This window comes from Pseudolysinimonas kribbensis (assembly GCF_039531715.1).
Lineage (GTDB): Bacteria > Actinomycetota > Actinomycetes > Actinomycetales > Microbacteriaceae > Pseudolysinimonas > Pseudolysinimonas kribbensis.
Genome location: NZ_BAAAQO010000004.1, coordinates 974,028 through 998,307, shown reverse-complemented (window position 1 = coordinate 998,307; position 24,280 = coordinate 974,028). Strand labels below are relative to the sequence as shown.

Genomic DNA, 24,280 nt, shown 5'->3' with positions numbered 1-24,280 from the left:
GTCGCGGCGGAGGCCAGAAATGGCCTCCGCTCCCAGCTCCAGCGCGCTGAACGCATTGCTCGGCCCCGCCGAGATCCGCGCGCTCGCCGACGAGCTCGACCTGCAGCCCACGAAGAAGCTCGGCCAGAACTTCGTCATCGACGCCAACACCGTGCGACGCATCGTGCGCACGGCCGGCGTGCAGCCCGGCGACGAGGTGCTCGAGGTGGGTCCCGGGCTCGGGTCGCTCACACTCGGCCTGCTCGAGACCGGCGCCCGCGTCACCGCGGTCGAGATCGATACCCGGCTCGCGACCCGGCTGCCCGAGACCGTGGCCGAGTTCGCTCCGGATGCCGCGCTCACCGTGATCACCGAGGACGCGCTGCGACTCGACGCGCTCCCGACGCCGCCGAAGCGCCTCGTCGCGAACCTGCCCTACAACGTCTCGGTGCCCGTGCTCCTGCACCTGCTCGAGCGCTTCGACGGGCTCGAGTCGGCGCTCGTCATGGTGCAGGCCGAGGTCGGGCAGCGGCTCGTGGCACCCCCCGGCAGCAAGATCTACGGCTCGCCGAGCGTCAAGGCCGCGTGGTACGGCGAGTGGTCGGCGGCGGGGATGGTGAGCCGGCAGGTGTTCTGGCCGGTGCCGAACGTCGACTCGATCCTGGTGGCCTTCCGCCGCCGCCCCGCGCCGGGGACCGAGGCGGAGCGGCGCGAGGTGTTCCGGCTCGTGGATGCCGCCTTCGGCCAGCGCCGCAAAATGCTGCGGCAGGCGCTCGGCGAGGTGCTCGGCGGGGCGGGGCCGGCATCCGAGCGGCTCGAGCGTGCCGGTGTGGCTCCGACCGCGCGGGGCGAGGTGCTCGGCGTCGAGCAGTTCCTGAGCATCGTCCGAGCCGGCTGAATCCAGATCGCCACCCGCCCGGTGCCCGCGAGCCGGGTGACTAGGCTCGTCGCATGGGAGGCCGCATCGGGCACCGCGAGGTGCAGGTGAAGGCGCCCGGCAAGGTCAACGTGTTCCTTCGCGTCGGTTCGCAGCAGGCCGACGGGTACCACGACGTCGCGATCGCCTACCAGGCCGTCTCGTTGTGCGAGCGGGTGCGGGTCGTCCCCGCCGACGAGTTCGCGGTCGAGGTGACGGGCTCGGTGGAGCTCAGCCGCGTGCCGTCGGACGATCGCAACATCGCGATCCGGGCGGCCAAGCTGCTCGCCGAGCGCACCGGCTATCGCGGGGGCGCGCGCATCTCGATCGAGAAGCACGTGCCGGTGACCGGCGGCATGGGCGGCGGTTCGGCCGACGCCGCGGCGACCCTGCTCGCGTGCGACACGCTCTGGGAGACCGGCCTGCCGCGCGACGAGATGCTCGAGCTCGCACGCGCCCTCGGCGCCGACGTGCCGTTCGCGCTCACCGGCGGCACGGCGATCGGCACCGGCCGCGGCGACGAGCTGTCGCCGGCCCTGGCGCAGGGCATCTTCCACTGGGTGTTCGCGCTCGCCGACTTCGGCCTCCCGACCCCCGAGGTGTACGCGGAACTCGACGCCCACCGTGCTCGGCACGCCACGGAGATCACGCCCGCCGACGACGCACCGACCGTCGAGGCCGACGTGCTGCAGGCGTTGCGGGCCGGCAACCCTCGCATGCTCGCGGAGGCGATGCGCAACGACCTGCAGGCCGCCGCCCTGCACCTCTCGCCCCAGCTGACCCGCACGCTCGAGCTGGGCGAGGCCAGCGGCGCGCTCGCGGGGATCGTGTCGGGTTCGGGCCCGACGGTCGCGTTCCTCGCCGCGGACCTCGACGCGGCCCTCGAGCTGCAGGTCGCCCTCTCGGCCGCCCAGCTCAACGTCGTGCGGGCCACCGGCCCCGTACACGGCGCCCGCGTCATCGAGTAGCGCCGGCATCCGGCGGCGAGGCCGCGGCGCGTGCGCCCGCCCCGCGCCCACCCGCCGTGCGTGCGCCCGCGACGCACCCGCCCCACCCGCCCCAGCCGCGTCAAAAGTGGAGGACGTGCACGGCGTTCCGTCCTCCTTCGAGCCCGACGCGCCGCCGGCATCCTGAACTCTTGACGCGCGCACCGCGGCTCGTCGACGGCGCGCGCGCCTAGGCTCGGAAGGATGGCCCACCTCCTCGGCGCCGAGCGCATCGCGCTCGAGTACCCCACGCGCGTCGTCTTCGACGACGTCACCGTCGGCATCGAGGAGGGCGACCGGATCGGCGTGGTCGGCCGCAACGGCGACGGCAAGTCGACCCTGCTGCGGTTGCTCGCCGGCCGTCAGCAGCCCGACTCCGGCCGGGTCACCCGCCGCGGCGGCGTCACGCTCGGGATGCTCGATCAGGGCGACCTGCTGCCCGAGGACGAGACGGTCGAGCACCTCATCGTCGGCGACCGCGCCGAGCACGAGTGGGCCGGCGACGCGAAGGTGCGCGACGTGCTCGCCGGCCTCGTGCGCGAGATCCCGTGGACCGCGACGATCGGCGAGCTGAGCGGCGGCCAGCGCCGCCGGGTCGCCCTCGCCGCGCTGCTGAGCCGCGATTGGGACGTGCTGCTGCTCGACGAGCCGACCAACCACCTCGACGTCGAGGGCGTCGCCTGGCTCGCGCAGCACCTCACCAGCCGCTGGCCGAAGAACCGCGGCGGCCTGGTGGTCGTCACGCACGACCGGTGGTTCCTGGATGCCGTGTCGACCGACACGTGGGAGGTGCACGACCGCGTCATCGAGCCCTTCGAAGGCGGATACGCGGCCTACGTCCTGCAGCGCGTCGAGCGCGACCGGCAGACGGCATCCATCGAGGCGCGCCGGCAGAACCTGCTGCGCAAGGAGCTCGCCTGGCTGCGGCGCGGACCGCCGGCGCGCACGTCGAAGCCGAAGTTCCGCATCGACGCCGCGAACCAGCTCATCGAGGACGTGCCGCCGGTGCGCGACTCGGTGTCGCTCGCGCGGCTCGCGGTCGCGCGGCTGGGTAAGGACGTCGTCGACCTGCTGGATGCCGGGGTCTCGTTCCCGGCACAGGAAGCGGATGGCACCGTCGGCGAGCGGGTGGTGCTGCGCGACGTCGAGTGGCGGATCGCGCCGGGGGAGCGCACCGGCATCCTGGGCGTGAACGGGGCGGGCAAGTCGACGCTGCTCGGGCTCGTCGCCGGCACGGTGCAGCCGACCAGCGGCCGGGTGAAGCGCGGCAAGACCGTGCGCATCGCCCAGCTCGACCAGCGTCTCGCCGATCTCGACGAGATCGCGGACGAGCGGGTGAGCGCCGTCATCGCGCAGCAGCGCGCGTCGTACACGAGCGGCGGGCAGGAGCTGACGCCCGGCCAGCTGCTCGAGCGGCTCGGCTTCTCGAGCGCGCAGCTCTCGACCCCGGTCAAGGACCTCTCCGGCGGGCAGAAGCGCCGCCTCCAGCTGCTGCTGATCCTGCTCGACGAACCGAACGTGCTGATCCTCGATGAGCCGACCAACGACCTCGACACCGACATGCTCACCGCGATGGAGGACCTGCTCGACTCGTGGCCGGGCACGCTGCTCGTGGTGTCGCACGACCGTTACCTGCTCGAGCGGGTGACCGACCAGCAATACGCGGTGCTCGACGGGCACCTGCGGCACCTGCCGGGCGGGGTCGACGAGTACCTCGGTCTGTCCGCGGGTCGAGGGGCCGCGGAGCGGCGTATCGAGCCCGGGATCGAGCCTGCCGAAATCGCCTCACCCAGGACATCGGGAGCTCTCGCGGGCGCAGCGCGACGCGATGCCGAGAAGGAGCGCGCCGCGATCGACCGCCGGCTCGCGAAGCTCGGCGAGCTGATCGCCGCGCAGCACACCGCGTTCGCGGAGCACGACCAGAGCGACTACGTCGGCCTCGGCGCCCTGCAGTCCCGGCTGGCCGAACTCGAGTCCGAGACGGCGAGCCTCGAGGAGCGCTGGCTCGAGCTCAGCGAGGCCCTCGAGGCGTAGCGAGCGTGGGCCCGCGGGTCAGGCGTCCGCGAGGATCCCGCGCTCGAGCCGCTGGTACGAGGCCTCCATCCCGTCGGTCATCCCGGTGGCGAGGATCATGTCGCGCTGGGTCACGTCGGGGTAGGCGATGATCATCGTGAGCAGCGTGACCCCGTCGTCCTCGTCCATCGTGAGGTCGTTGACGTTCGGCGGGAACGGTGCCCCGGTCATCCGCTCCGTCGTCACGATGCGCCGCTCCGGCTCGATGACGAGGTTCTCACCCTCGAATCCGAACGGCTCTCCGGCGGTGTCGCCGACCGGCGCCCAGGCGTTGCGGTAGGACCCGCCGACGACGAGATCGTTCTCGCAGACGGTCATCTCCCAGCCGTCCGGCCCGAGCAGCCACTTCTTCATCAGGTCCGGCTCGGTGTGGGCGCGCCAGAGGAGGTGGCGCGGTGCCTCGAACGCCCGCGTGATGCGCACGTGCGTGTCGTCGAGCACCTCCGTGCGGGTTCCGGCGCCGAGGGCGTACTCGCGCAGGTCCGCGAGAACCGCGTCGAGCTGCCCGAACGCCTGCCGCATCCCCTCGGCCTGACCCATCGCGAGCACCTGCTCGAGCGCTTCCGCGGTGGGGGAGGCGGAGACGATCGCCAGGCGCGATCCGGTGGCGGTGCTCTCGATCGTCAGCGTCATCCGGCCGGTCGGCACCGACGGGTCGACCTCGCCCCGGCTGTCGGCGAAGGAATCGAGCACGACGATGCGGTGCGGTGCCGCGACCTCGACGAACTCCCATCGGCCGTGGAAGCGCTCGCCCTCGGGGCTCGTCATCCAGTAGTGCGCCAGGCCGCCGGGGCGCAGGTCGTAGCGGTCGAACGTCGCCGGATACCCGGGAGGGCCCCAGAAGCGCTCGAGCTTGCGCGGGTCGGCGAAGGCGTCCCAGACGCGCTCGACGGGGGCGGGGAAGTCGGCCACGAGGGTCAGTGTGAGCGCCTCGGGGTCGGTGGTGACGGAGGTCACGGGCATCGGTTCTGCTCCTTCTGTCGGGGCGGTCGAGTTCGAGCGCGGTCGAGGGCGGGCGTCGGTTCAGTCGGCATCGAGCAGCTCGCCGAGGCGGTCGATGCGCGAGCGCCACAGGTCGGCGTAGGCGTCGAGCAGCCGCTGTGCGCGCGCGATCGTCTCCGGATCGCCGCGGACGATCCGCGCGCGGCCCCGCTGCTCCTTGGTCACGAGCCCGGCCCCCTCCAGCACGGCGACGTGCTTCTGCACGGCGGCGAACGACATCGCGTAGGCGGCGGCGAGGTCGCTCACGGTCGCCTTGCCGGTCAGCGTGCGCCGGAGGATGTCGCGTCGGGTCGCGTCGGCGAGCGCGTGGAAGACGCGATCGACTTCGGCGTCACTGAGTTCAGATTGCACAACCATTTGGTTGTACGTTAGGGGCGAGAGGCGGGCGTGTCAACCGCTCCGAGGGCTAGAAGCCGCCGCCTCCGCCGCCGCCTCCTCCGCCTCCGGACGAGCCGCCCCCGCCCGAGCCGCCGGACGACGACGAGCTCGACGATCCCGACAGCGAGCTCGAGGTGCTCGACGCGAACGAGCCGATCGCGCTCGCGAAGCCGAGCGCGCTGAACGTGCCGATGTCGCCGTCGTACCAGTCCGGCGCCGCGTCGGCGTAGTACTTCGCGAGCTCCGCCGCCCACTCGTTCTCGAGCCCGAACAGCACGGCATAGGGCAGCAGCCGCTCGTAGATCTTCACGATCTGCGTGCCGTCGCTCGTGTCGACGCGCTCCGCGCCGGTGACCGACTGCAGCATCCGGAGCCGGTCGGCCTCGGCGAGCCGGATGTAGAGCTTGAGCCCCTCGAGCTGATCCCAGAGCTTCGAGCCGGCCGGTGTGAGCGGTTTGATGCTCGCCACGGCGCCGAGGGCGAAGATCTCGATCCAGATGCCGGCGTTGATGCCGACGACGCCCCACGCGGTGCCGGCGCCGTTGTCGCCGCTCGTGAAGGCCAGCAGCAGGAAGCACGCCAGCCCGCCGATGCCGAGCAGGGCGCACAGGAGCAGGATGCCGTGCGGCCGCCCGCGACGCACACCGGTCGCGAGCGCCTCGGCGTCGACCTGCTTCACGATCTGCCGCACCGACCGCCCGAGCACCGTGTCGCCCTTCTGCAGCCAGCGCACGGGACCCTCCGCGAAGCCGAACAGCGCATCCATGACCTGCTGCTCGTCCGGAAGCAGGCCCTGGTCGTCGAGCTTCTGGACGCCGTAGACCTCGCTCTTGATCCAGCTCCCCTGCTGCCGCTCGACGATCCGGAGCTTCTTGCGCACGGCGAGGTCGACGATCGACGCCGCCATGCCGCGCTTGGTTCGGCGCACGACGTTGGCGGCGAGCATCGCGCTCACGCCGTCCGGCGGGGTGTATTGCGCGATGATCGGATCGCCGGTGCGCGGCCGCCAGATCACGAAGCGGAAGACGATCGCGAGCACGAGCGAGGCGAGTACGCCCAGCACGGCCAGAATCGCCAGCACCGGCACGTAATCGAAGATGCTGAACGGCGGGGCCGCGAAGGTGCCCTTCGCGAACCCGACCGCCACCGTCATGTTCTGGCGCGGGCCGACGTCGTGCACGACGGCGCGGAAGCCGGCGGTGGCGTCGCCCGTGATGGCGCAGGACTGCGTCGACCCCGCGGCACCCTGGTAGCAGGATGCCGTGCCGGTCAGCCGGGACGCGATCCCGTCGCGGAGCGCGACCCGGGCCGACACCCTGCCGAAGGTCTGGTCCCACCCGGTGCCGTTGGTGTCCCAGTAGAACTCGTCGTCGTGGGTGTCCGCGAAATACCTCGTGACGTCGGTGGCGGTGTAGACGATCCGGAACGTCTGCCGGCCATGCAGATATCGGTCGATGCCGCCCGGATCGCCGATCTTGAGCTCGAGGAAGTCGCCGTCGTCGTCGCTGACGAAGGTCTGGTCGTAGTCGCGCGCGATGCCGGCGCCGTCGGTGACCGACACGATGTGCACGTGCACGGAGTGCCCGTCGTACCTCGACGGGATGTCGCGCACGATGCCGTGGTTCTGGTCGAAGTCCGGGAACTCGGCCACGAGCGTCTCGGTCACCCGCAGGGTGGACCGCTTGTCGTCCGAGCGCCCCAGCACGTAGCGCCCGTCGAACGAGTCGAAGCTGAAGTCGCTCGTGTCGCCGTGCACGCCGATCGCCGCGGCGGGGCGGGTGGTCTCGTGCGGCGCGGCGAGCGGCGCGAGCGGTGCGGCGGCGGCGGGCGCCCCGAGGAGGACGGCGGCGGTGCCGAGCACGGTGGCGGCCTGCAGGATCCGGGTCGTGAGCATCGGCGCACAGCGTATCGACGTGCCGTGACGGCCGCCATGGCGCCGGCCGCGGCGACGCCGGCGCGACGACCTCGGCCGCACGTCGCCCACCCGCGGGAGCCCTAACATCGAGCGTGACGGATGCCGCGATGGCCCGACTCCCAGACGCGATAGGAGACGATCGCATCGTGACTCAGCTGCGCGTGGCCGACGCCGGGCCGAGCGCGCGGTGAGGATCGCGGTCACCGGCGCGACCGGCTTCGTCGGCGGGGCCGTCGCCTCCGCGCTCGCGGATGCCGACCACGAGGTCGTCGGCTTCGGTCGCAGCCTGCCGGGGTGGTCGCATCCGCGCGCGGCCTACCGGGTCTGGGATCTCACGACGGGCGCGCTGCGCGGCGATCGGGAGTTCGACGCCGTGGTGCACTGCGCGGGGCTGGCCGACGACTGGGCACCGCGCGACGCGGCCATGGCCGTCAACCGCGACGGCACCCGCACGGTGGTGCGCTCGTTCCCGGGCGCGCGCATCGTGCACCTGTCGACCTCGAGCGTCTACGACGCGTTCGTGCCGAACGTCGACGTGCGCGAGGAGGACGGTCCCGCCCGGCGGTTCCTCTCCACGTACTCGGAGTCCAAGGCGTTCGCCGAGTTCGAGCTGGCGGGTACCGACGCCGTCATCCTGCGGCCGCACGCGGTCTACGGGCCGGGCGACCGTGCCCTTCTGCCGCGGCTGATCGCGATGGTGCGCGGTCGTCGGCTCGTGCTGCCCGAGGCGGCGGAGGTGCGGCATTCGCTCACTCACATCGACAATCTGGTGCTGGCGGTGCGTCGCGCCCTCGATCCGTCGACGCCGCGCGGCACGTTCAACATCGCCGACGACACGCCCGTGCTGCTGAGCGCGGTGCTGCGGGAGGTGCTGGAGCGGCGGCGCATCGACGCGCGCATCTTCGGCATCCCGTATGCGGCCGCGTTCGCGCTCGCCGGCACGCTCGAGAACGCCGCCCGGATCGCGCGCGGACGCCCGCTGACCACCCGGTACGCGGTGAGCCAGCTCGGCCGCGAGCGCACCCTCGACATCGCCCGTGCGCGCGAGCTGCTGGACTACCGCCCCGCGCCGACCTCGCTCGCGGGCGCCGAGGACTGGTGAGAGCGCAGCAGCAGCGCGACGACGCGAGCACGACCAGCAGCACTGCGAACGAGATGCTCGCGACGAGCGGATCGGCGACGGTCGTGAGCAGGCCGATCCCGATCACCGGCACCGAGTTGCCGACGAAGAAGCAGATCATGTAGCTCGACGTCACCTGACCGCGGCGTTCGTCGCCCGCGATGTCGTTGACCACCTGCAGGCCGCCGCGGTAGCCGAGGGCGAGCGCCGCGCCGCAGACGGCTGAGGCGATCAGCAGCAGCACGAGGGAGCGCACGCCCTGCGCGACGACGACGAGCACGACGGCGGGGATGAGCAGGACCAGGCCCGTGCGCATGGCCGCGTCGGGCGCGAGGCGGCGCGCGACGACGATGACCACCGCCGCGACCGCCCCGAGTTCGACGACGGGCAGCCCTGCGAGTGCGACGTTGGCGATATGCAGGTCGTGCCGCACGATTCCCGGGATCAGCGCGAAGAACAGCCCGCCGAGCGCGAAGGTGATGAACGCGGTGAGGGCGGGTGCCGCGAACGCCCCGAGCCGGTCGCGGGGCAGGCCGATCCGGGGCGCCAGCCGCAGCTCCGAGACCCGCTGCACCTGCACGGGCCGGTCGTCGTGCGCGAACACGAGGAACACCGCGACCAATGCGAGCACCACGAGGTACGCGATGAGCGGCAGCCGGAGCGGCAGCGCCGCGTACTGGGCGAGCACACCTCCCAGCAGCGGTCCGAGAGCGATGCCCGCCATGTTGGCGCTCGCGGAGACGACACTCGCACTCGCACGACGCCGGGGACCGTAGCGCTCCGCGATCCACGCCGTGCCCGCGCTCGACAGGATGCCGACCGCGATCCCGACGAGCAGCCGCCCGACGGCGAGCAGCGCCGGCCCGTTCGCGAGGAGGAAGCAGACCGCGCCGAGCGCCGCGACGCCCATCGCGGGCAGCGCGACCCGCTTGCGCCCGAGCTGATCGGCGAGCTGGCCGAAGATCAGCAGTGCGAGCAGGTTGCCCACCGCGTAGACGGCGTAGACGAGCGTCAGCACGAGCGGGGAGAAGCCGAAGTCCTTCTCATAGAGCGGATAGAGCGGGGTGACGACGACGCTGCCCATGAACGCGACGGCGATCATGGCGGCGATGGGCGAGACGGTGCGCACACGCATCGCTCCAGCGTGCGTCGCGCCCCCGACATCCCGATCTCGGTATGGTGCCCTCGTGGACGAGCCGGAGGACCGCGCGGCGCCGGCCGACGAGACTGTCGCTCACAAGCAACGGCGGCTGTTCGCGCGCGGCCGCGACACCGGCAGGATCGAGTACTTCAGCGATGCCGTCATCGCGATCGCCATGACCCTGCTGGTGCTCGACATCCACGTCGAGGTGAAGGCCGGCGAGAACGTCTTCGAGGCGGTGGGGCGGGACTGGGAGCAGTTCTTCGCCTACGCCCTGAGCTTCCTCGTCATCGGGATCAACTGGATGTTCCACCATCGGCGCTTCCGGGTCATCGTGCGCTACGACACGACGCTCGTGTGGCTCAACCTGGTCTTCCTGCTCTTCATCGCGCTCGTGCCGTTCCCCACGAGCCTGCTCGCGGACCGGGCGCCGAACCCCCAGGTCATCACGCTGTACGCGGGGATGGTCGCGATCCTCGGCCTGCTCGGCGCGGCGACGTGGTCGTACGCGTACCGCGCGGGCCTCATGAGCGAGACGATCGATCGTCCGCTGTTCCTCTACATCCTCGGCAACAACCTCGTCTCGCCGCTGGTGTTCGGGCTGTCCATCCCGCTGGCCTATGTGCTGCAGGCGCTCGACGTGGACCCGGCGTGGGCGATGTGGTTCTGGCTGTTCAACTCGCTCGGCGGGATCGCGTGGACGCGTCTGCGGGGAGACACCCGTGTCGGCCCGCGTGGCGCCGCGGTCGACTAGCCGCCGGGCGGCTCGTCGAAGTCGAGACTCAGCTTGCGCAGCAGCATGGCCAGGCGCTCCTGATCGGCGCGCGAGAGACCCTCGAGCAGCTCCGCCTCGACGGCGAGCAGGCCGCTGATGGCGGCATCCACTCGCTCACGCCCGGTCGTCGTCATGACGACCAGCACGCCGCGGCCGTCGTGCGGGTCGGTGCGCCGCTCGACGAGGTGCCGCTCGACGAGCCGGTCGATGCGGTTGGTCATCGTGCCGCTCGAGACCAGCGTCTGCTGCAGCAGCGCCTTCGGGCTCAGCTGATACGGCGAGCCCGCCCGCCGGAGCGCGGCGAGCACATCGAACTCCCATGACTCGAGACCGGATGCCGTGAACGCCGTCCGCCGCGACCTGTCGAGATGCTTGGAGAGCCGGCCCACTCGCGACAGGATCTGCAACGGAGAGAAGTCGACGTCGGGGCGCTCCCGCGACCAGTCGGCGACGATGCGATCGACCTCGTCGGCACCGGGCTCTGGCATCCACCCATCTTCTCAGCCGGGCCGCTCGCTCACCGACCCTCTGAGAGGATGGGGCGGCGATCCGCTGTGGTGTAACGGCAGCACGACGGCCTTTGGAGCCGTTAGGTCCAGGTTCGAATCCTGGCGGCGGAGCGGGCGAGGGGTGGCAAGGCGCGAACGCGACACGCCTGTTCATCTCGAAAATGCTTCACAACAAGCAGGCGACCGTGCATGATGGAAATGCACGTCGTGCCCGGGGGGTCTGGGCTCGGGGGAACGATGCGGTCGGCGCCTGGCGCCGTCTCGACGGCTGCGCTGCGGTCGTGCTGCTCTCCTCTGAATCGTGGCGTGACCGCAGAGGAGCACCGATGTCCCCGAGTCCCTTCGGCCCTGAGATGTCCGGCCCCCGCCGTCGCCGGCGGCGCGTGGCGAAGGGCGTTCTCGTCGCGCTCGTGAGCCTGGCCATGGTGGCGATCGGCGTGACCCTCCCGAGCCAGGCGGCGTCGGCCGCGGGCACCGCGAGTGTGAGCATCAGCCCCGCCACCACGACGGTGGCGGCGGGCGCGTCGACCACGATGACGCTGTCCATCTCCTGCAGCGTCACCGGCGGCTGCGCCGACACGACCCTCACCTTCCCGGTCACGTCCTACACCGATCTGACGGGCGCGACCGTGAACGACTCCACCCGGTTCGGCGTCCTCTCGTGCACCGGGTGGACGAGGACGGTCACGGCGACCGTGGTCACCTACACCTACACGGGCGGCACACCAGCGGGCACGCTCGCCACCGGCACCCAGCAGTGCACGTTCGTCTACGGCACCAAGAACTACACGACTCCCAACGGGCAGGCGTTCTCGGTCGTGCCGACGATCAATGGCTCGAACTTCACGTCCTCCACCGGCGACGCCGCGACGATCACGACGACGGCCGCGCCGTCGGTGACGTTCACGAAGACCACCACGCTGGTGAATTCCAACGTGGGGCAGGGCGGGCAGTTCGTGTACGACCTCCACTTCAACTGCACGGCAAACAACCTCACGGGTGCGATCGGCACGTCGTCGTTCACCGTCGTCGACCCGCTCCCGGCGAACTTCACCTACCAGAGCTACGAGACCTGGTACAACGCGAACAACGGCAACTACGGGGTCGGCGTGTTCCCGGGCACGATCACGTTCGACGCCGAGAGCAACACGCTCACGTACTCGGACCCCGACGGGACGATCTGCGCCGGCGCCAACAACAGCCCCGGCCGCGACATCCGGATCACGGGCACCGCCTCGACCGCGGGCGTCCCGGACGGGATCGGCGAGACCATCTCCAACACCGCGACCGCGACGTTCGACTACCTGGACGGCACGAGCGGGTCGATCCCGGCATCGACCGCGAGCAACGTCGTGGCCGTGGTTCCGACGCCGTTCGAGGTGAAGGGCTCCACGAGTCAGGCGCTCGGCAACCTCGGCGAGTACCGGTACCCGCCGAACAACGGCGCCTATCGGTACACCTATCCAGGTGACTGGAACGGGAGCGGCCAGTCCGCCCAGTACACGATCTACCTGACCACGAACGGCACGCAGGCCGGCGCATCCTTTGCGGTACAGGACCCGCTGCCGTGCGCAACGAACAATGCCAGCCCCGGCACGAGCGCCAACCCGAACTACGCGTCGAACGCGCCCGGCACGCTCTGCACGGATCCCGCCTTCATCCCCACCGTGATCACGGCCACCGGATTCACCCCGACCGTATCGGACGAGGTCACGGTGATCCATGCCGACGGCAGCACCGCGTCGATCGCCTACACGTCCGGTACCGGCTGGGTGATCCCCGCCGCCCCCGCAGTCTCCGAGATCGACTTCCCCGCGTTCGCGGAGGAGGGACAGAACTCGGCGGCACGCATGCAGCTGACGATCTTGGGCTACGCGGCGGCGGACCTCGCGGTGCCCTCGATCATGACCAACACCGCGACCGCGAATGCCTATCTGGTCGGCTCGGACGAGCCGCTCGCGCCGCAGGAGACGGCGAGCGCGATCCTGATGGTCGCGCCGGCCGACGAACCGTCGGGCACGGTCGTCCAGCCGGGGATCTGGCCGCGCTACAGCGGGGGGGCGACCTGCACCGAGACCGTCTCGATCGGAGGATTCGGGGGCAACGGCCCGCAGTCCAACTACATCGAGATCGCCGACGCTCCGTCCCGAGCGATCTATCTGTCCTACCTCGCTCCGGCGGGCGCGACGGTGACATCCGGCACGTCCGAGACATTCGTCTTCACGCCGCTGAGCTTCGGGCAGCCCAGCACGCCGGGCGGCGCCTCGGCGACGACCGCCACGATCGACGCGACCGTGACGGCCGACTACAACGGCACCGGACGCCCGCTGCTGCAGTGGGTCATCCCCGCCGACACCATCACCGTCCCGGGCGACTACCAATTCGGCGCGAACAACCTGCTCGTCGACCTCGGGGCCGGATGCGCCGGCAGCTACCAGAACGACATCACGATCGGATACGGTGCACCCATCACCGGGTGCAACGACCCCGGTGGCGTGTCGACACCGTCGAACGGCATCAACGACGCCCTGAACACCACCAACGCACCGGACGCGACGAACTACTGCGGCGAGTCGCAGAACATCACCGTCGCCCCGATCAACCCCGGCTTCTCGGTGGACAAATCAGTGCAGGGCAACCTCGACGCCGATCCGGTCACCGGCGGTGGCGTCGGCAATGTGAGCCCGGATGGCGGCACCGCCGCGTACAAGGTGACGTTCACCAATACGGGTGAGACCAATCTCCTCGACCCGGTCATGTACGACCTGCTCCCGGCCGTCGGCGACACGAACACCACATCGACTGCCGCCCGTGGATCGGAGTTCGGCGTCACCCTGACCCACGTGGGCCCCGTGCCCGCTGGGGTCACGGTCTCCTACTCGCAGGCGACCGACCCCTGTCGTCCGGAGGTGCTGCCGAACGCGGGCAACGCTGGCTGCGTCGACGACTGGAGTACGACCCCGCCCGCGTCGCTCGCCTCCGTGACCGCCCTGCGGTTCGCTTACGACGGCACCGTCTCCGTGGCCGACGCCGACGGGATCAACAGCTTCGCGATCCCGTACACCGTGTCGACCCCGGCCGACATCGCCGGCAAGACCGCGTGGAACACGGTCGGCACGACGGCGACGCCGGGCCTCGACCAGCCGGCGCTGACCGCTGCCGAGTCGTCGCGCACCGGGCTCAAGGCGCAGGCGGGCCTGCAGCTGGTCAAGGTCGCGTCGCCGACCACGGTCGACACGGTCGGGCAGACCGTGACGTACACCTTCACGGTGACCAACGGCACGGCGATCCCGCTGAGCGGCATCACGGTGCAGGACACTCAGGCCGCGCCGGCCGGGGCCCTCACCAGCGGGCCCACCTGTCCGTCGCCGACCCTGGCCCCGGGTGCCAGCGAGGACTGCACCGCCACCTACGTCGTGACCCAGAAGGACCTCGACAAGGGCAGCATCACCGATGCGGCGACCGCGTCGGGCACGCCCACGTCGGGCAGCCCTCTGGTGTCGGCGCCCGCCACGGCGACCGTCACGGCGACGCAGACGGCAGCCATCACCATGACGAAGTCGGCGTCGCCCACCACCGTCAGCCGCGCGGGTGACACGGTGAGCTATTCGTTCGTCGTCGTCAACATCGGCAACGTGACGATGCACGGCGTCGGCATCCAGGAGGATGCCTTCACGGGCGCCGCCACCCCGCCGACGGTGTCGTGCCCGGCGACGCCGCTCGCGCCGACGGCGCAGATGACGTGTTCGGCCACCTACTCGGTGTCGCAGGCGAACATCGACGACGGCACGATCGGCAACACGGCTCACGCGACGGCCCTCGACCCGAACGACGCCGAGGTCGCCTCCGACCCGTCGAGCGCGACCGTGACCGCGACGCAGAGCCCCGCGCTCTCACTGGTCAAGAGCGCGGACCCGCCGTCGGCTCCCGCCGTCGACGAGGTCGTGCACTACCACTTCGTGGTGACCAACACGGGCAACGTCACGATGTCGGACATCGGGATCCAGGAGGGCGTCTTCACGGGACATGACCCGCTGACGGCCCCCACCTGCCCGGCGACGTCGCTGGCACCCGGGGCGCAGCTCGTCTGCAGCACCGACTATGCGGTCACCCAGGAGGACGTCGACGCGGGCTCGCTCTCGAACACCGCCACCGCCTTCGGAACGCCGCCCGGTTCGCAGACGCCGGTCGACTCCGACCCCTCGACCGTCTCGGTGCCCGAGCCGATCGACGCGGTGCTCACCCTGAAGAAGACGGCGGACGTCTCGACCATCACCCGCGCGGGGGAGCCGATCGTCTACACCTTCACGGTGACCAACGACGGCAACGTCACGCTGTTCGACGCCGCCATCAAGGAGGGCGCCTTCACCGGCACCGGGCATCTGTCGACTCCGGACTGCCCCTCGGGCGCCTCGGAGCTGCTGCCCGGGCAGGTGATCGTGTGCACCGCGAGCTACACGGTGGTCGACGCCGACCTGACGGGCAAGGCGCTCAGCAACACGGCCACGGCGGCCGCGACCCTGACCGGGGGCGACCCGGTCGAGTCCGATCCGTCGACGGTCCGGATCGCCGAGGTGCTGCCCGCCGGGCCGACGGCGCCTCTGGCCGCCACCGGCTTGGAGATCGGCTGGGGGTTCGGCGACCTGGCGCTGCTCGGGATCGCGGCCGGCGTGCTGCTTCTCGTCCTGCGTCGCCGGAGGGCCTGACCGCATCCGGATCGACCCGGACCTGCGTGGGGATCCTCGCAGGCCCGGGTCCGTCCCGGATGCCGCCGATCGCCTATCGCGCGATGTGACGCCAGGGCCCGCGGTCCGCACGGCGCAGTTCGACCCACCCGCCCGTCGGCACCGTGAGGCGCCCGCCGCCCTCGGTCAGCCGCTCGGTCAGGGGCTCGATCACGACATCGTGCGTGACGACGAGAATCGGGGCGCTCCAGCGGAGGGCGTCGTCGAGCGCCGGCAGAGTCCGGTCGAGCACGTCGGCCTCCGGTTCCACGCCCGGCGCCGCACCGAGGGATCCCCACCGCGTTTCGACCTCGGAGATGAGGTGCCCGGTCCATTCGCCGAAGTCGCGGTCCGTGAAACGCTCGTCCACACGGACCGGGATGGCGAGCCGCGCGGCCACGGTCTCGGCGGTGACCCTCGCGCGTTGCAACGGGCTCGTGACCACGGCCTCGACTCCGCTGCCGGAGAGCCGCTCGGCCATGGCCGCCGCCTCCGCGAGCCCGGTCTCGTCGAGAGCCGGGTCGCTCCGCCCCCGGATGCGTCCGGCCGCGTTCAGCGCGGTCCGCGCGTGCCGGCCGAGGAGGAGCGTCTGGCCGGCGTGCGGGAGCTCGTACGGCATGCCCCGACTCTAGGGTGAGTACCCGCACGCGAGGGTCATGGTCCACTGTGGACGCATGAGCACTCCGGTCAACGGCGGCGTCTCGTTCTGGTGGTCGTCGATCGGCGGCCCCGGGCCGCAGCGCGCGCCCCTCGACGGTTCGCGCCGTGCCGACGTCTGCATCGTGGGCGCCGGATACACGGGCCTCTGGACCGCGTACGCGCTCAAGAAGATCGACCCCTCTCTCGACATCATGGTGCTCGAGTCGCGGTTCGCGGGATTCGGTGCGTCGGGGCGCAACGGCGGATGGCTCACGCACGACATCACGGGCGGTCGCCAGACGTGGGCGGCGAGCCACGGTCGCGCGGCGGTCGAGGACTTCCAGCGGGCGATGGACGTCACCGTGGACGAGGTCATCCGCGTCGCGGCGGCCGAGGGGATCGACGCCGACATCCAGAAGGGCGGGGAGCTCGAGGTCGCGTACACGCCGGCGCAGCAGGCGCGGCTGGTGGCGGCCGCGCGCGAGGCGCAGACCTGGTCCAGCGACGATTCGGTGCTGCTGACGGCGGCGGAGAGCTCGGCGCGCGTCGGGGTGAGCGGCACGCTCGGCGGATGGTGGCATCCGCACTGCGCCCGCATCCAGCCGGCGAAGCTCGCGCGGGGCCTCGCCGCCGCGGTCGAACGCCTCGGCGTGACGATCCACGAGGGCACCCGCGTCGACGAGATCCGGCCGGGCACGGCGGTCACCCCGCGCGGCACCGTCTCGGCACCGGTCGTGGTGCGCGCGACCGAGGGGTTCACGGCCGGGCTCCGGCGTGAGCACCGCACCTGGCTGCCGATGAACTCGTCGCTCGTGGTGACCGAGCCGCTCGGCCCCGAGGTCTGGGATGAGATCGGCTGGGAGGGTCGCGAGACGCTCGGCGACATGGCGCACGTCTACATGTACGCCCAGCGCACGGCGGATGACCGGATCGCGATCGGCGGCCGCGGCGTTCCCTATCGCTACGGGTCACGCGTCGACCACGACGGCGGCACGGCCGAGCGCACGGTGCGGCATCTGACCGAGGTCCTCACCCGGTTCTTCCCCGCGACGCGCGGTGCCCGGATCGAGCACGCCTGGTCGGGCGTGCTCGGCGTGCCCCGGGACTGGGCCGCGACGGTCTCCTTCGATCGCTCGTCGGGGCTCGCCTGGGCCGGCGGGTACGTCGGCACCGGCGTCACGACGACCAACCTCGCGGGGGGCACCCTCGCGGATCTCATCACCGGCCGTGACACCGCGATCACCCGCCTGCCGTGGGTGAATCATCGGGCGCGACGGTGGGAGTTCGAACCGCTGCGCTGGCTCGCGGTGCAGGCGATCTACGGGGCGTACGGCGCGGCCGACCGGGCCGAGCTGCGCGGTCGCGCGACGACGTCGCCGCTCGCGCGGGTCGCCGATCTCGTCGCGGGTCGGCACTGACCCCGCTTGCGAGGATGCTCAGCGAGCGGTCCAGCCCCCGTCGACGGCGATGGTCTCGCCCGTGATCAGCGACGCCGCGGGAGAGGCGAGGAAGGCGACCGCCGTCGCGACCTCGTCGGGCGAGCCGATGCGATGCAGCGCGGCGATGCGCTCGACGACATCGGCGCGGAAGTGGGGGTCGGAGAGCGCGGGCTCGGTTCCGTCCGTCTCGACGAACGTCGGCGCGACGGCGTTCACCCGGATGCCGAGCACGCCCCACTCGACCGCGAGGCACCGGGTGAGGTGGATCACGCCCGCCTTCGCGGTGCAGTAGGCGGACTCGCCCGGCAGCGCCACCAGCCCCGCCTGGGAGGCGATGTTGACGATCGCCCCGCCGCCGTTGTCGCGGAAGTGCCGCGCGGCGTGCTGGGAGAGGAAGAACGTCGAGCGGGTGTTGAACGCCCAGACCGACTCGAACTGCTCCTCGGTGAGGTCGATCGCGTCGCCCATGACGCCGCCGCCGGCGTTGTTGACCAGGATGTCGAGGCCGCCCAGCTCGCCGATCACGGCGTCGAGCCCGGCCCGGCTCTGCGCGAGGTCGGTGACGTCCATCGCGACGCTCGCCACCCGCCGCCCCAGCGCCCGGACCTCGTCGGCGACGCCATTGTCGTCGGCGGCGTCGCGCAGCCCGAGTCCGATGTCGGCCCCGCGTCGGGCGAGCTCGAGCGCGACGGAGCGTCCGATCCCGCGTGAGGCGCCGGTGACCACCGCCACCCGTCCGGTCAGATCTTCGGCCGTGCTGGTCATCCGGTGTCTCCCGTCGTCGTCGGCGGGTCCACGCTAGCGGGCGGAGCGGCTCAGCCCACCGGCGCCATCGCGGCGACGAGGCCGAACAGGTCCTTCGGGTCGTCGGGCTCCGCGACGAGGTCGAGCGCCGCCGTGTAGGAGGTGCCGGTCACCTCGTCGCGCAGGAACCGCAGTGCGGAGAAGTCCTCGATCGCGAAGCCCACCGAGTCGAAGATCGTCAGCTGATCGCGCGAGGTGCGGCCGGGGCGGCGACCGGCCACGACCTCCCAGAGCTCGGTCACGGGGGAGTCCGGGCCCAGCTGCTGGATCTCGCCCTCGATCCGCGTCTGCGGCGTGTACTCGACGAAGACGTCGCCGCGCTCCAGGATCGCCGGGTCGAGCTCGGTCTTGCCGGGGCAGTCGCCGCCGATCGCGTTGAGGTGCATGCCCGGCTCGATCCAGGCGTCTTCCAGCACGCGGGCGAGCGCCTTGTCGGCCGTGCAGGTCGTCACGACATCGGCGCCGCGCACGGCGTCGCGTCCGGATGCCGCCCGCTCGATGCGGAAGCCGAGCGGCGCGAGGTTGCGCTCGAGCTTCGACACGGCATCCGGGTCGGTGTCCCACACCGCCAGGTCTTCGATGCCGAGGGCGCCCCGGAAGGCGAGCGCCTGGAACTCGGACTGGCTGCCGGCGCCGATGAGCGCCATCCGGCTCGCGTCGGGCCGCGCCAGGTGGCGTGCCGCCATCGCCGAGGTCGCGGCGGTGCGCATCGCCGTGAGCAGCGTCATCTCGGCCAGCAGCACGGGGTAGCCGTTGTGCACCTGCGAGAGCACGCCGAACGCGGTGACGGTCTGGAAGCCGCGAGCCGGGTTCGAAGGATGGCCGTTGACGTACTTGAACGAGTAGGTCTCGTAGTCGCTCGTCGGCATGAGCTCGATGACCCCGTAGGGGGTGTGGCTGGCGATCCGCGGGGTCTTGTCGAAGGTCTCCCAGCGCCGGAAGTCGTCCTCGACGTACGCCGACATCCGCGTGATGAGCCGCTCGACGCCGCTCTCGAGCATCCAGCGCACCATGCTGCGCACGTCGACGAAGTCGGTCATGGATCAACGGTAGGCCGGGCGATCTGCGACCGCCACGACCACACCGGGCACCGGAACGCGCATGACATGACGATCTGCGCATCCAGATTGTACGATCTGCACATGGCCGCGCTGACCGAACTCGATCGCCGCCTCCTCGCCGCGCTCCGCGAGGACGGCCGGATGCCGCTGGCCGAGCTCGCGCGCCGGCTCGGCGTCGCGCGGGCCACGGTCACCGCGCGCATCGACCGCCTCACGGCCGACGGGGTGATCGTCGGCTTCACCGTGCAGGTGCGCGACGAGACCGAGCTCGACGCGATCCGGGCGATGTCGCTCATCGAGGTGGAGGGACGCACGACGGACGCCGTCATCCGGCGCCTGAGGGGCTTTCCCGAGATCACCGCGCTGCACACGACCAACGGCGGGTGGGACCTCGTCGCCGAGCTGCGGGTCGCGAATCTCGCGGAGTTCGACCGGGTGCTGGGCGGGATCCGGTCGATCGAGGGCGTCGTCAACAGCGAGACGAGCCTGCTGCTGAGCTCCGTCCTCCGGTAGGCGACGGGCTCAGCTCGGCCGGCGCCCGCTCACGACGATCTCGTCGATCTCCGGCTGCGCCAGTCCGCCGTCCAGCCGGTCGTAGAACGGATGCCCGGGCACGAGCTCGGCCCGGTCGACGGGACGTCCCGTGAAGGCCGACGCGTACAGGGCGGTCACGAACTCCATCGTGGGCCGGCTGCTCGCCACCGTCGCCTCGTGCGTCCGGCCGGCGAGCACGTCGTCGACCAGCCGGGCGAGCTGCGCCTCGTGATTGCTGGGCAGGTCCTCCCCGGCGGTCCGCGACCACAGGTCGCCGGACGCCGCCGAGTCACGCCCGGCGTCGGCCCCCGGCGTGAGCGACTGCGCGCCCCCGGGTACCGGATAAAAGGTCCAGTCGCGATCCGAGTACCCGTACAGGTGGTTCACCTCGAGGCTGCCCTCCGAGGTGTCGATGCGCACCCGGGTGAGTTCACGCGGTGAGAGCAGGCTGTTGATGACGGATCCCACGGCCCCGTTCTCGAACACGACCGTCGCGAGCGACACGTCCTCGAACTCGACCGGGCGGTCCAGCCGGAAGGTGCTCGCGTCGACCGTGCGCCACGGTCCGAGCAGGTGCAGCATCAGGTCGATCTGGTGGATGCCGTGGCCGAGCGTCGGTCCGCCGCCCTCGCCGCTCCAGGTGCCGCGCCACTCCGGGTCGAAGTAGCTCCGGGCCCGGTACCACGATGTCTCGCAGAGCACGAAGTACGGGGTGCCCAGTTCGCCGCCGCGCAGGAGCTCCCGTGCCCGCACGGCACCCGAGCCGAACCGGTGCTGGAACACCACGCTGACCGACCCGGCGCTGCGCTCGTCGAGATCCGCGAGCCGGTCGAGCTGCGCGAGACTCAGCACGGGCGGCTTCTCCACGATGATCGACGTGCCGGCGTCGAGCAGCTCCCGGGCGACGTCGAGATGCGACCCGGGCGGGGTGGCGACCGAGACGAGCCGTGGCGCGGTGGCCGAGAGCAGCTCGTCGACCGAGGTGAAGGCGGCCGTGTCGTACTCGGCGGCGAAGGCGCGCGCCCTCTCGGCGACGGTGTCGACGACCCCGACCAGGTCGGTGCGGCCCGTGGCGGCGTAGGCCTGCGCGTGGCGCGGGCCGATCGCGCCGCCGCCGACGACGGCGACCGGCAGGCGGTCGGTGCGGGACTCGGGGGTCATCGTGCTCCTCCTCGGACGGCGGCCCGCTCCTGGGCCGTCAGGGCGAGACGCATCGTCTCGAAGGTGTGCTCCTGCGGCGCGGCGGTCTCGGTGCGATCGCGCACATCGCGCAGCAGGTCGGGATAGTAGGTCAGCTCGACGTCCGAGCAGTCGACGCGCGTGGTCTGCTCGTCGTCGACCAGGAACAGGTGGTCACCGCCGTCGCGACCGGCGATGTCGACGTATTTGCGCAGCTCCAGGTAGCCCTCGGTTCCGAGGATCACCAGCCGGCCGTCGCCCCAGGTCGGCAGCCCCTGCGGCGTGAACCAGTCCACGCGCACGTAGCCCTGCGCGTGGTCGCTGCGGAGCAGCACCTCTCCGAAGTCCTGGAACGCCGGGTGCTCGGGGCTGCCGAAGTTGCCGACCGTGCTCGCCACGACCTCGGCCGTCGTCGATCCCGTGAACCAGAGGAACTGATCGATCTGGTGCGAGGCGATGTCGGTGATGATGCCGCCGTACCGGGCGGGATCGAAGAACCAGGCGGGTCGTCCGCTCCCGCCGGCGAGGTGGCCGCGGTCGCCGATCCGATGCGGGCCGAGCCCGAGCGTCTGCACGACCGTACCGATCCGTCCGGCGCGCACGAGCTCGCCGGCACGGGCGACCGCGCGCACCTCAAAGCGCTCCGAGAACGTCACCGACCAGAATCGGCCGGTCTGCGCCACCGCGGTCCGGAGCCGGTCGAGCTCGTCGAGCGTGACGCACCCCGGCTTGTCGGTGACGACGTCCTTGCCGGATCGCATGGCCTCGAGCGCGATCGGCGCACGTCGATCCGGCACGGCGGCCGTCACGACGAGTTCGACGTCGTCGCGCGCGAGCAGCTCCGACGGGCTCGAGGCGACCGACACCTCCGGATGCCGGCGGCGCACCTCCCGGGAGACGTCGCTCTCGAGGTCGTCGCTCGCGATCCCGACGAGCTCGCCGCCCGCCGCGAGGAGCCCCTCGATCTGCGCGAAGACGTGGGCATGGTCCAAGCCCACGGCCGCGAAGCGGACCGGGGCGCCGGATGACAGGGTCATCGTCGTCCTTTCTGCGGGGAGCGGGTCACCAGTCGTGCATCGAGCCGTCGGCCAGCCGGTTGACGGGCAGGTAGCGCGGGCGGTACGGATGGCGTGCGGCGGCTTCCTCGTCGAACTCGACGCCCAGCCCCGGGGCGTCGCCGGGGTGCAGGTAGCCGTCGGCGAAGGTGTAGCTCCACCGGAACACCTCGTCGGCCGGCGACGGGAACGGCATGTACTCCTGGATGCCGAAGTTCGGCACCGCGAGGTCGACGTGGAGGGCCGCGGAGAGCGAGATCGGCGACAGGTCGGTCGGGCCGTGCGATCCGGTGCGGACCCCGTACAGGTCGGCCAGCGAGAAGATCCGCAGCAGGTGCGTGATCCCGCCCGCGTGCGAGACCGAGGCGCGCACGTAGTCGATGAGCCGTTCCGTGATCAGCTGCTGGAAGTCCCAGATCGTGTTGAAGACCTCACCCACGGCGATCGGCGTCGTCGTGTGGGAGCGGATCAGCCGGAACGCCGTCGGGTCCTCACCGCGGGTCGGGTCCTCGAGCCACCAGAGGCGCATGGGCTCGAGATCGCGTCCGAGTCGCGCCACCTCGATGGGCGACAGGCGATGGTGGGTGTCGTGCAGCAGGTGGAAGCCGAAGCCGAACTGCTCGCGCACGTGGGCGAGCATCCGCGGTGCGAACTCCAGGTAGCGCGCGGTGTCCCACACCTCCTCCTCGGGCAGCTCCGCGTTCGCGGGTTCGTAGGCGCCGTCGTGCGCGGGGCCGATCCCGTAGGTGTGGTCGAGGCCGGGCACCGCCGCCTGCGCGCGGACGGCACGGTAGCCGCGGTCCAGGAAGAGCTGGATGGAGGCGTCGAGGTCGTCGAGGTTCTGGCCGCTCGCGTGCCCGTAGACCATGACGCCGTCGCGCGCCGCGCCGCCCAGGAGCTGGTAGACGGGCAGGCCGGCCTCCTTGCCCTTGAGGTCCCACAGGGCGATGTCGACCGCCGAGATCGCGGCCATGCCCACCCCGCCCCGGCGCCAGTACGCGCCCTGGTACAGGTAGCTCCACGTGTCGGTGATGCGGCGGGCGTCGCGCCCGATCAGCAGGGGACACACGTGGTCGCGCAGGTAGGACGCGACCGCCAGCTCGCGGCCGTTCAGGGTCGCGTCGCCCACGCCGATCGTGCCGTCGGCGGTCTCGATCACGAGCGTCACGTAGTTGCGGCCCGGAGAACTGACGACGACGCGGGCGTCGACGATCTTCATGCGAGGCACCATACTACCATCCAAGTGTTGTACCAACCCGGACGGAGCCCGGATAATGCCGGAGATGATGGCCACCGGAAATGTGCACGCGATGCGCGCGAATTCGCGCAGCGCGCGGGCGATCGTCCACGAGATCCTGCGGCAGCGGATCATCGAGCTCGAGTTCGCTCCGGGGGAGCCCCTGTCGGAGAGCGACCTCGCCGGCAAGCTCGGCGTGTCCCGCACGCCCGTTCGCGAGAGCCTCATCCTCCTCGCGGAGGAGGGTCTCGTCGATGTCGTTCCGCAGGTCGGCACGTTCGTCTCGCGCATCCGCGAGTCCGACACCGCCTCGGCGCAGTTCGTCCGCGAGGCGCTCGAGCGGGCCGCCCTCGTGAACGGCGGAGACGCCATCTCGCCCGCCGCGCTCGGAGAGCTGCGCGGCATGATCGACGCCCAGAACCAGGCGGAGGCCGGCAACGATCACGAGACGTTCTTCCGGCTCGACGATGCCTTCCATGCCGCGCTCATGAAAGCCAGCGGGCACGAGGCGGCGTGGCCCCTGGTGGGTCAGGCGAAGTCGCAGCTCGACCGGGCGCGGCGCCTGTCGCTCACGCTCACGCAGCAGTTGCGGATCCTCATCGATCAGCACAGCTCGGTGATCGACCGGCTCGCCGCCCACGACGTGTCGGGCGCCGACGATGCGCTCCGCGATCATCTCCGACTCGTCTTCAGCGACATCAAGACCATCCGCACGGAGCATCCGGAGATGTTCGACGATGGCGAGACGCCGATCGTCCTCGCCCGACGCCCTCGCGCCTGATGCGGTCATGTCGCCCTGCTTGTTGACGGCTTC

The 24,280-nt window shown here is 71.4% G+C and carries 19 protein-coding genes, 1 tRNA gene and 1 pseudogene; 10 read left to right on the top strand and 11 right to left on the bottom strand.

Features of this window, described 5'->3' with window-relative positions; genetic code table 11:
* The first annotated feature begins 19 nt into the window (after positions 1–19).
* The 3 genes from rsmA to ABD285_RS15505 all read left to right on the top strand — a co-directional run bounded on the left by rsmA (position 20) and on the right by ABD285_RS15505 (position 3,915).
* Complete coding sequence (gene rsmA, locus ABD285_RS15515) at positions 20–877, top strand: 16S rRNA (adenine(1518)-N(6)/adenine(1519)-N(6))-dimethyltransferase RsmA (protein WP_344203375.1); 858 nt, start codon at positions 20–22, stop codon at positions 875–877.
* 53 nt (positions 878–930) lie between these two features.
* The gene (locus ABD285_RS15510) at positions 931–1,863 is read left to right on the top strand and encodes a 4-(cytidine 5'-diphospho)-2-C-methyl-D-erythritol kinase (RefSeq protein ID WP_284254725.1); all 933 of its coding nucleotides are present in this window, start codon (positions 931–933) and stop codon (positions 1,861–1,863) included.
* Positions 1,864–2,085: 222 nt separating this feature from the next.
* Entirely contained in the window at positions 2,086–3,915 is a 1,830-nt protein-coding gene (locus ABD285_RS15505; protein ID WP_344203373.1) for an ABC-F family ATP-binding cassette domain-containing protein, read from the top strand.
* 18 nt (positions 3,916–3,933) lie between these two features.
* Here ABD285_RS15505 and ABD285_RS15500 read toward each other — a convergent pair whose 3' ends face one another.
* Genes ABD285_RS15500 through ABD285_RS15490 form a run of 3 tightly spaced genes read right to left on the bottom strand, consistent with a single transcriptional unit; the run spans position 3,934 to position 7,228 of the window.
* On the bottom strand, positions 3,934–4,917 hold the full coding sequence (locus ABD285_RS15500) for an SRPBCC family protein (protein WP_284254726.1): 984 nt from the start codon (positions 4,915–4,917) through the stop codon (positions 3,934–3,936).
* 60 nt (positions 4,918–4,977) lie between these two features.
* Positions 4,978–5,313 carry an ArsR/SmtB family transcription factor gene (locus ABD285_RS15495; RefSeq protein ID WP_344203370.1) on the bottom strand — a complete coding sequence of 112 codons (336 nt, stop codon included), beginning with the start codon at positions 5,311–5,313 and terminating at the stop codon, positions 4,978–4,980.
* A gap of 49 nt (positions 5,314–5,362) precedes the next feature.
* Positions 5,363–7,228 (bottom strand): DUF2207 domain-containing protein, encoded by a 1,866-nt coding sequence (locus tag ABD285_RS15490; RefSeq protein WP_284254727.1) that lies wholly within the window; start codon positions 7,226–7,228, stop codon positions 5,363–5,365.
* Positions 7,229–7,436: 208 nt separating this feature from the next.
* Here ABD285_RS15490 and ABD285_RS15485 point away from each other — a divergent pair, with 208 nt between their 5' ends.
* Positions 7,437–8,351, top strand: coding sequence for an NAD-dependent epimerase/dehydratase family protein (locus ABD285_RS15485; protein WP_284254728.1), 915 nt, complete (start codon positions 7,437–7,439; stop codon positions 8,349–8,351).
* A 124-nt stretch (positions 8,352–8,475) separates the two neighbouring features.
* Here the strand turns inward: ABD285_RS15485 and ABD285_RS15480 are convergent.
* Positions 8,476–9,471 (bottom strand): annotated as a pseudogene (locus tag ABD285_RS15480) (MFS transporter); the annotation flags it as partial.
* Between the two features lie 85 nt (positions 9,472–9,556).
* Here ABD285_RS15480 and ABD285_RS15475 point away from each other — a divergent pair.
* Positions 9,557–10,264, top strand: a complete 708-nt coding sequence (locus tag ABD285_RS15475) for a TMEM175 family protein (RefSeq protein ID WP_284254732.1) — start codon at positions 9,557–9,559, stop codon at positions 10,262–10,264.
* Here the strand turns inward: ABD285_RS15475 and ABD285_RS15470 are convergent.
* Positions 10,261–10,773: a MarR family winged helix-turn-helix transcriptional regulator gene (locus tag ABD285_RS15470; RefSeq protein ID WP_284254733.1), complete on the bottom strand. Its 513-nt coding sequence runs from the start codon at positions 10,771–10,773 to the stop codon at positions 10,261–10,263. The genes ABD285_RS15475 and ABD285_RS15470 overlap by 4 nt on opposite strands.
* A 60-nt stretch (positions 10,774–10,833) precedes the next feature.
* Here ABD285_RS15470 and ABD285_RS15465 point away from each other — a divergent pair.
* Together ABD285_RS15465 and ABD285_RS15460 are read left to right on the top strand one after the other, a co-directional pair.
* Positions 10,834–10,905: transfer RNA gene (locus ABD285_RS15465), tRNA-Gln, on the top strand.
* Between the two features lie 215 nt (positions 10,906–11,120).
* Positions 11,121–15,500, top strand: coding sequence for a DUF7507 domain-containing protein (locus tag ABD285_RS15460; RefSeq protein ID WP_344203367.1), 4,380 nt, complete (start codon positions 11,121–11,123; stop codon positions 15,498–15,500).
* A gap of 73 nt (positions 15,501–15,573) precedes the next feature.
* On the opposite strand, the gene ABD285_RS15455 is transcribed toward ABD285_RS15460, so the two are convergent.
* Positions 15,574–16,137, bottom strand: a complete 564-nt coding sequence (locus ABD285_RS15455) for a histidine phosphatase family protein (protein ID WP_284254735.1) — start codon at positions 16,135–16,137, stop codon at positions 15,574–15,576.
* A gap of 55 nt (positions 16,138–16,192) precedes the next feature.
* Here ABD285_RS15455 and ABD285_RS15450 point away from each other — a divergent pair, with 55 nt between their 5' ends.
* Entirely contained in the window at positions 16,193–17,575 is a 1,383-nt protein-coding gene (locus ABD285_RS15450) for an NAD(P)/FAD-dependent oxidoreductase (RefSeq protein ID WP_344203365.1), read from the top strand.
* 18 nt (positions 17,576–17,593) lie between these two features.
* On the opposite strand, the gene ABD285_RS15445 is transcribed toward ABD285_RS15450, so the two are convergent.
* Positions 17,594–18,361 (bottom strand): SDR family NAD(P)-dependent oxidoreductase, encoded by a 768-nt coding sequence (locus tag ABD285_RS15445; protein WP_284254736.1) that lies wholly within the window; start codon positions 18,359–18,361, stop codon positions 17,594–17,596.
* A 50-nt stretch (positions 18,362–18,411) separates the two neighbouring features.
* Positions 18,412–19,440, bottom strand: a complete 1,029-nt coding sequence (locus ABD285_RS15440) for an ornithine cyclodeaminase (protein ID WP_344203363.1) — start codon at positions 19,438–19,440, stop codon at positions 18,412–18,414.
* 102 nt (positions 19,441–19,542) lie between these two features.
* Between ABD285_RS15440 and ABD285_RS15435 the strand changes: the two genes are divergently transcribed.
* The gene (locus tag ABD285_RS15435; RefSeq protein WP_344203361.1) at positions 19,543–19,974 is read left to right on the top strand and encodes an Lrp/AsnC family transcriptional regulator; all 432 of its coding nucleotides are present in this window, start codon (positions 19,543–19,545) and stop codon (positions 19,972–19,974) included.
* 9 nt (positions 19,975–19,983) lie between these two features.
* Here ABD285_RS15435 and ABD285_RS15430 read toward each other — a convergent pair whose 3' ends face one another.
* From ABD285_RS15430 to manD, 3 genes are read right to left on the bottom strand one after another with little or no spacing between them, the layout of a single operon-like run.
* Positions 19,984–21,156, bottom strand: a complete 1,173-nt coding sequence (locus ABD285_RS15430) for a Gfo/Idh/MocA family protein (protein ID WP_284254737.1) — start codon at positions 21,154–21,156, stop codon at positions 19,984–19,986.
* Positions 21,153–22,211, bottom strand: coding sequence for a Gfo/Idh/MocA family protein (locus tag ABD285_RS15425; protein WP_284254738.1), 1,059 nt, complete (start codon positions 22,209–22,211; stop codon positions 21,153–21,155). The genes ABD285_RS15430 and ABD285_RS15425 overlap by 4 nt, the downstream gene beginning before the upstream one ends.
* Positions 22,212–22,236: 25 nt before the next feature.
* The gene (gene manD, locus ABD285_RS15420) at positions 22,237–23,448 is read right to left on the bottom strand and encodes a D-mannonate dehydratase ManD (RefSeq protein WP_284254739.1); all 1,212 of its coding nucleotides are present in this window, start codon (positions 23,446–23,448) and stop codon (positions 22,237–22,239) included.
* Positions 23,449–23,512: 64 nt separating this feature from the next.
* Here manD and ABD285_RS15415 point away from each other — a divergent pair, with 64 nt between their 5' ends.
* A complete protein-coding gene (locus ABD285_RS15415; protein ID WP_344203355.1) occupies positions 23,513–24,247 on the top strand; it encodes a GntR family transcriptional regulator in 735 nt (244 codons plus the stop codon).
* Positions 24,248–24,280 lie beyond the last annotated feature (33 nt).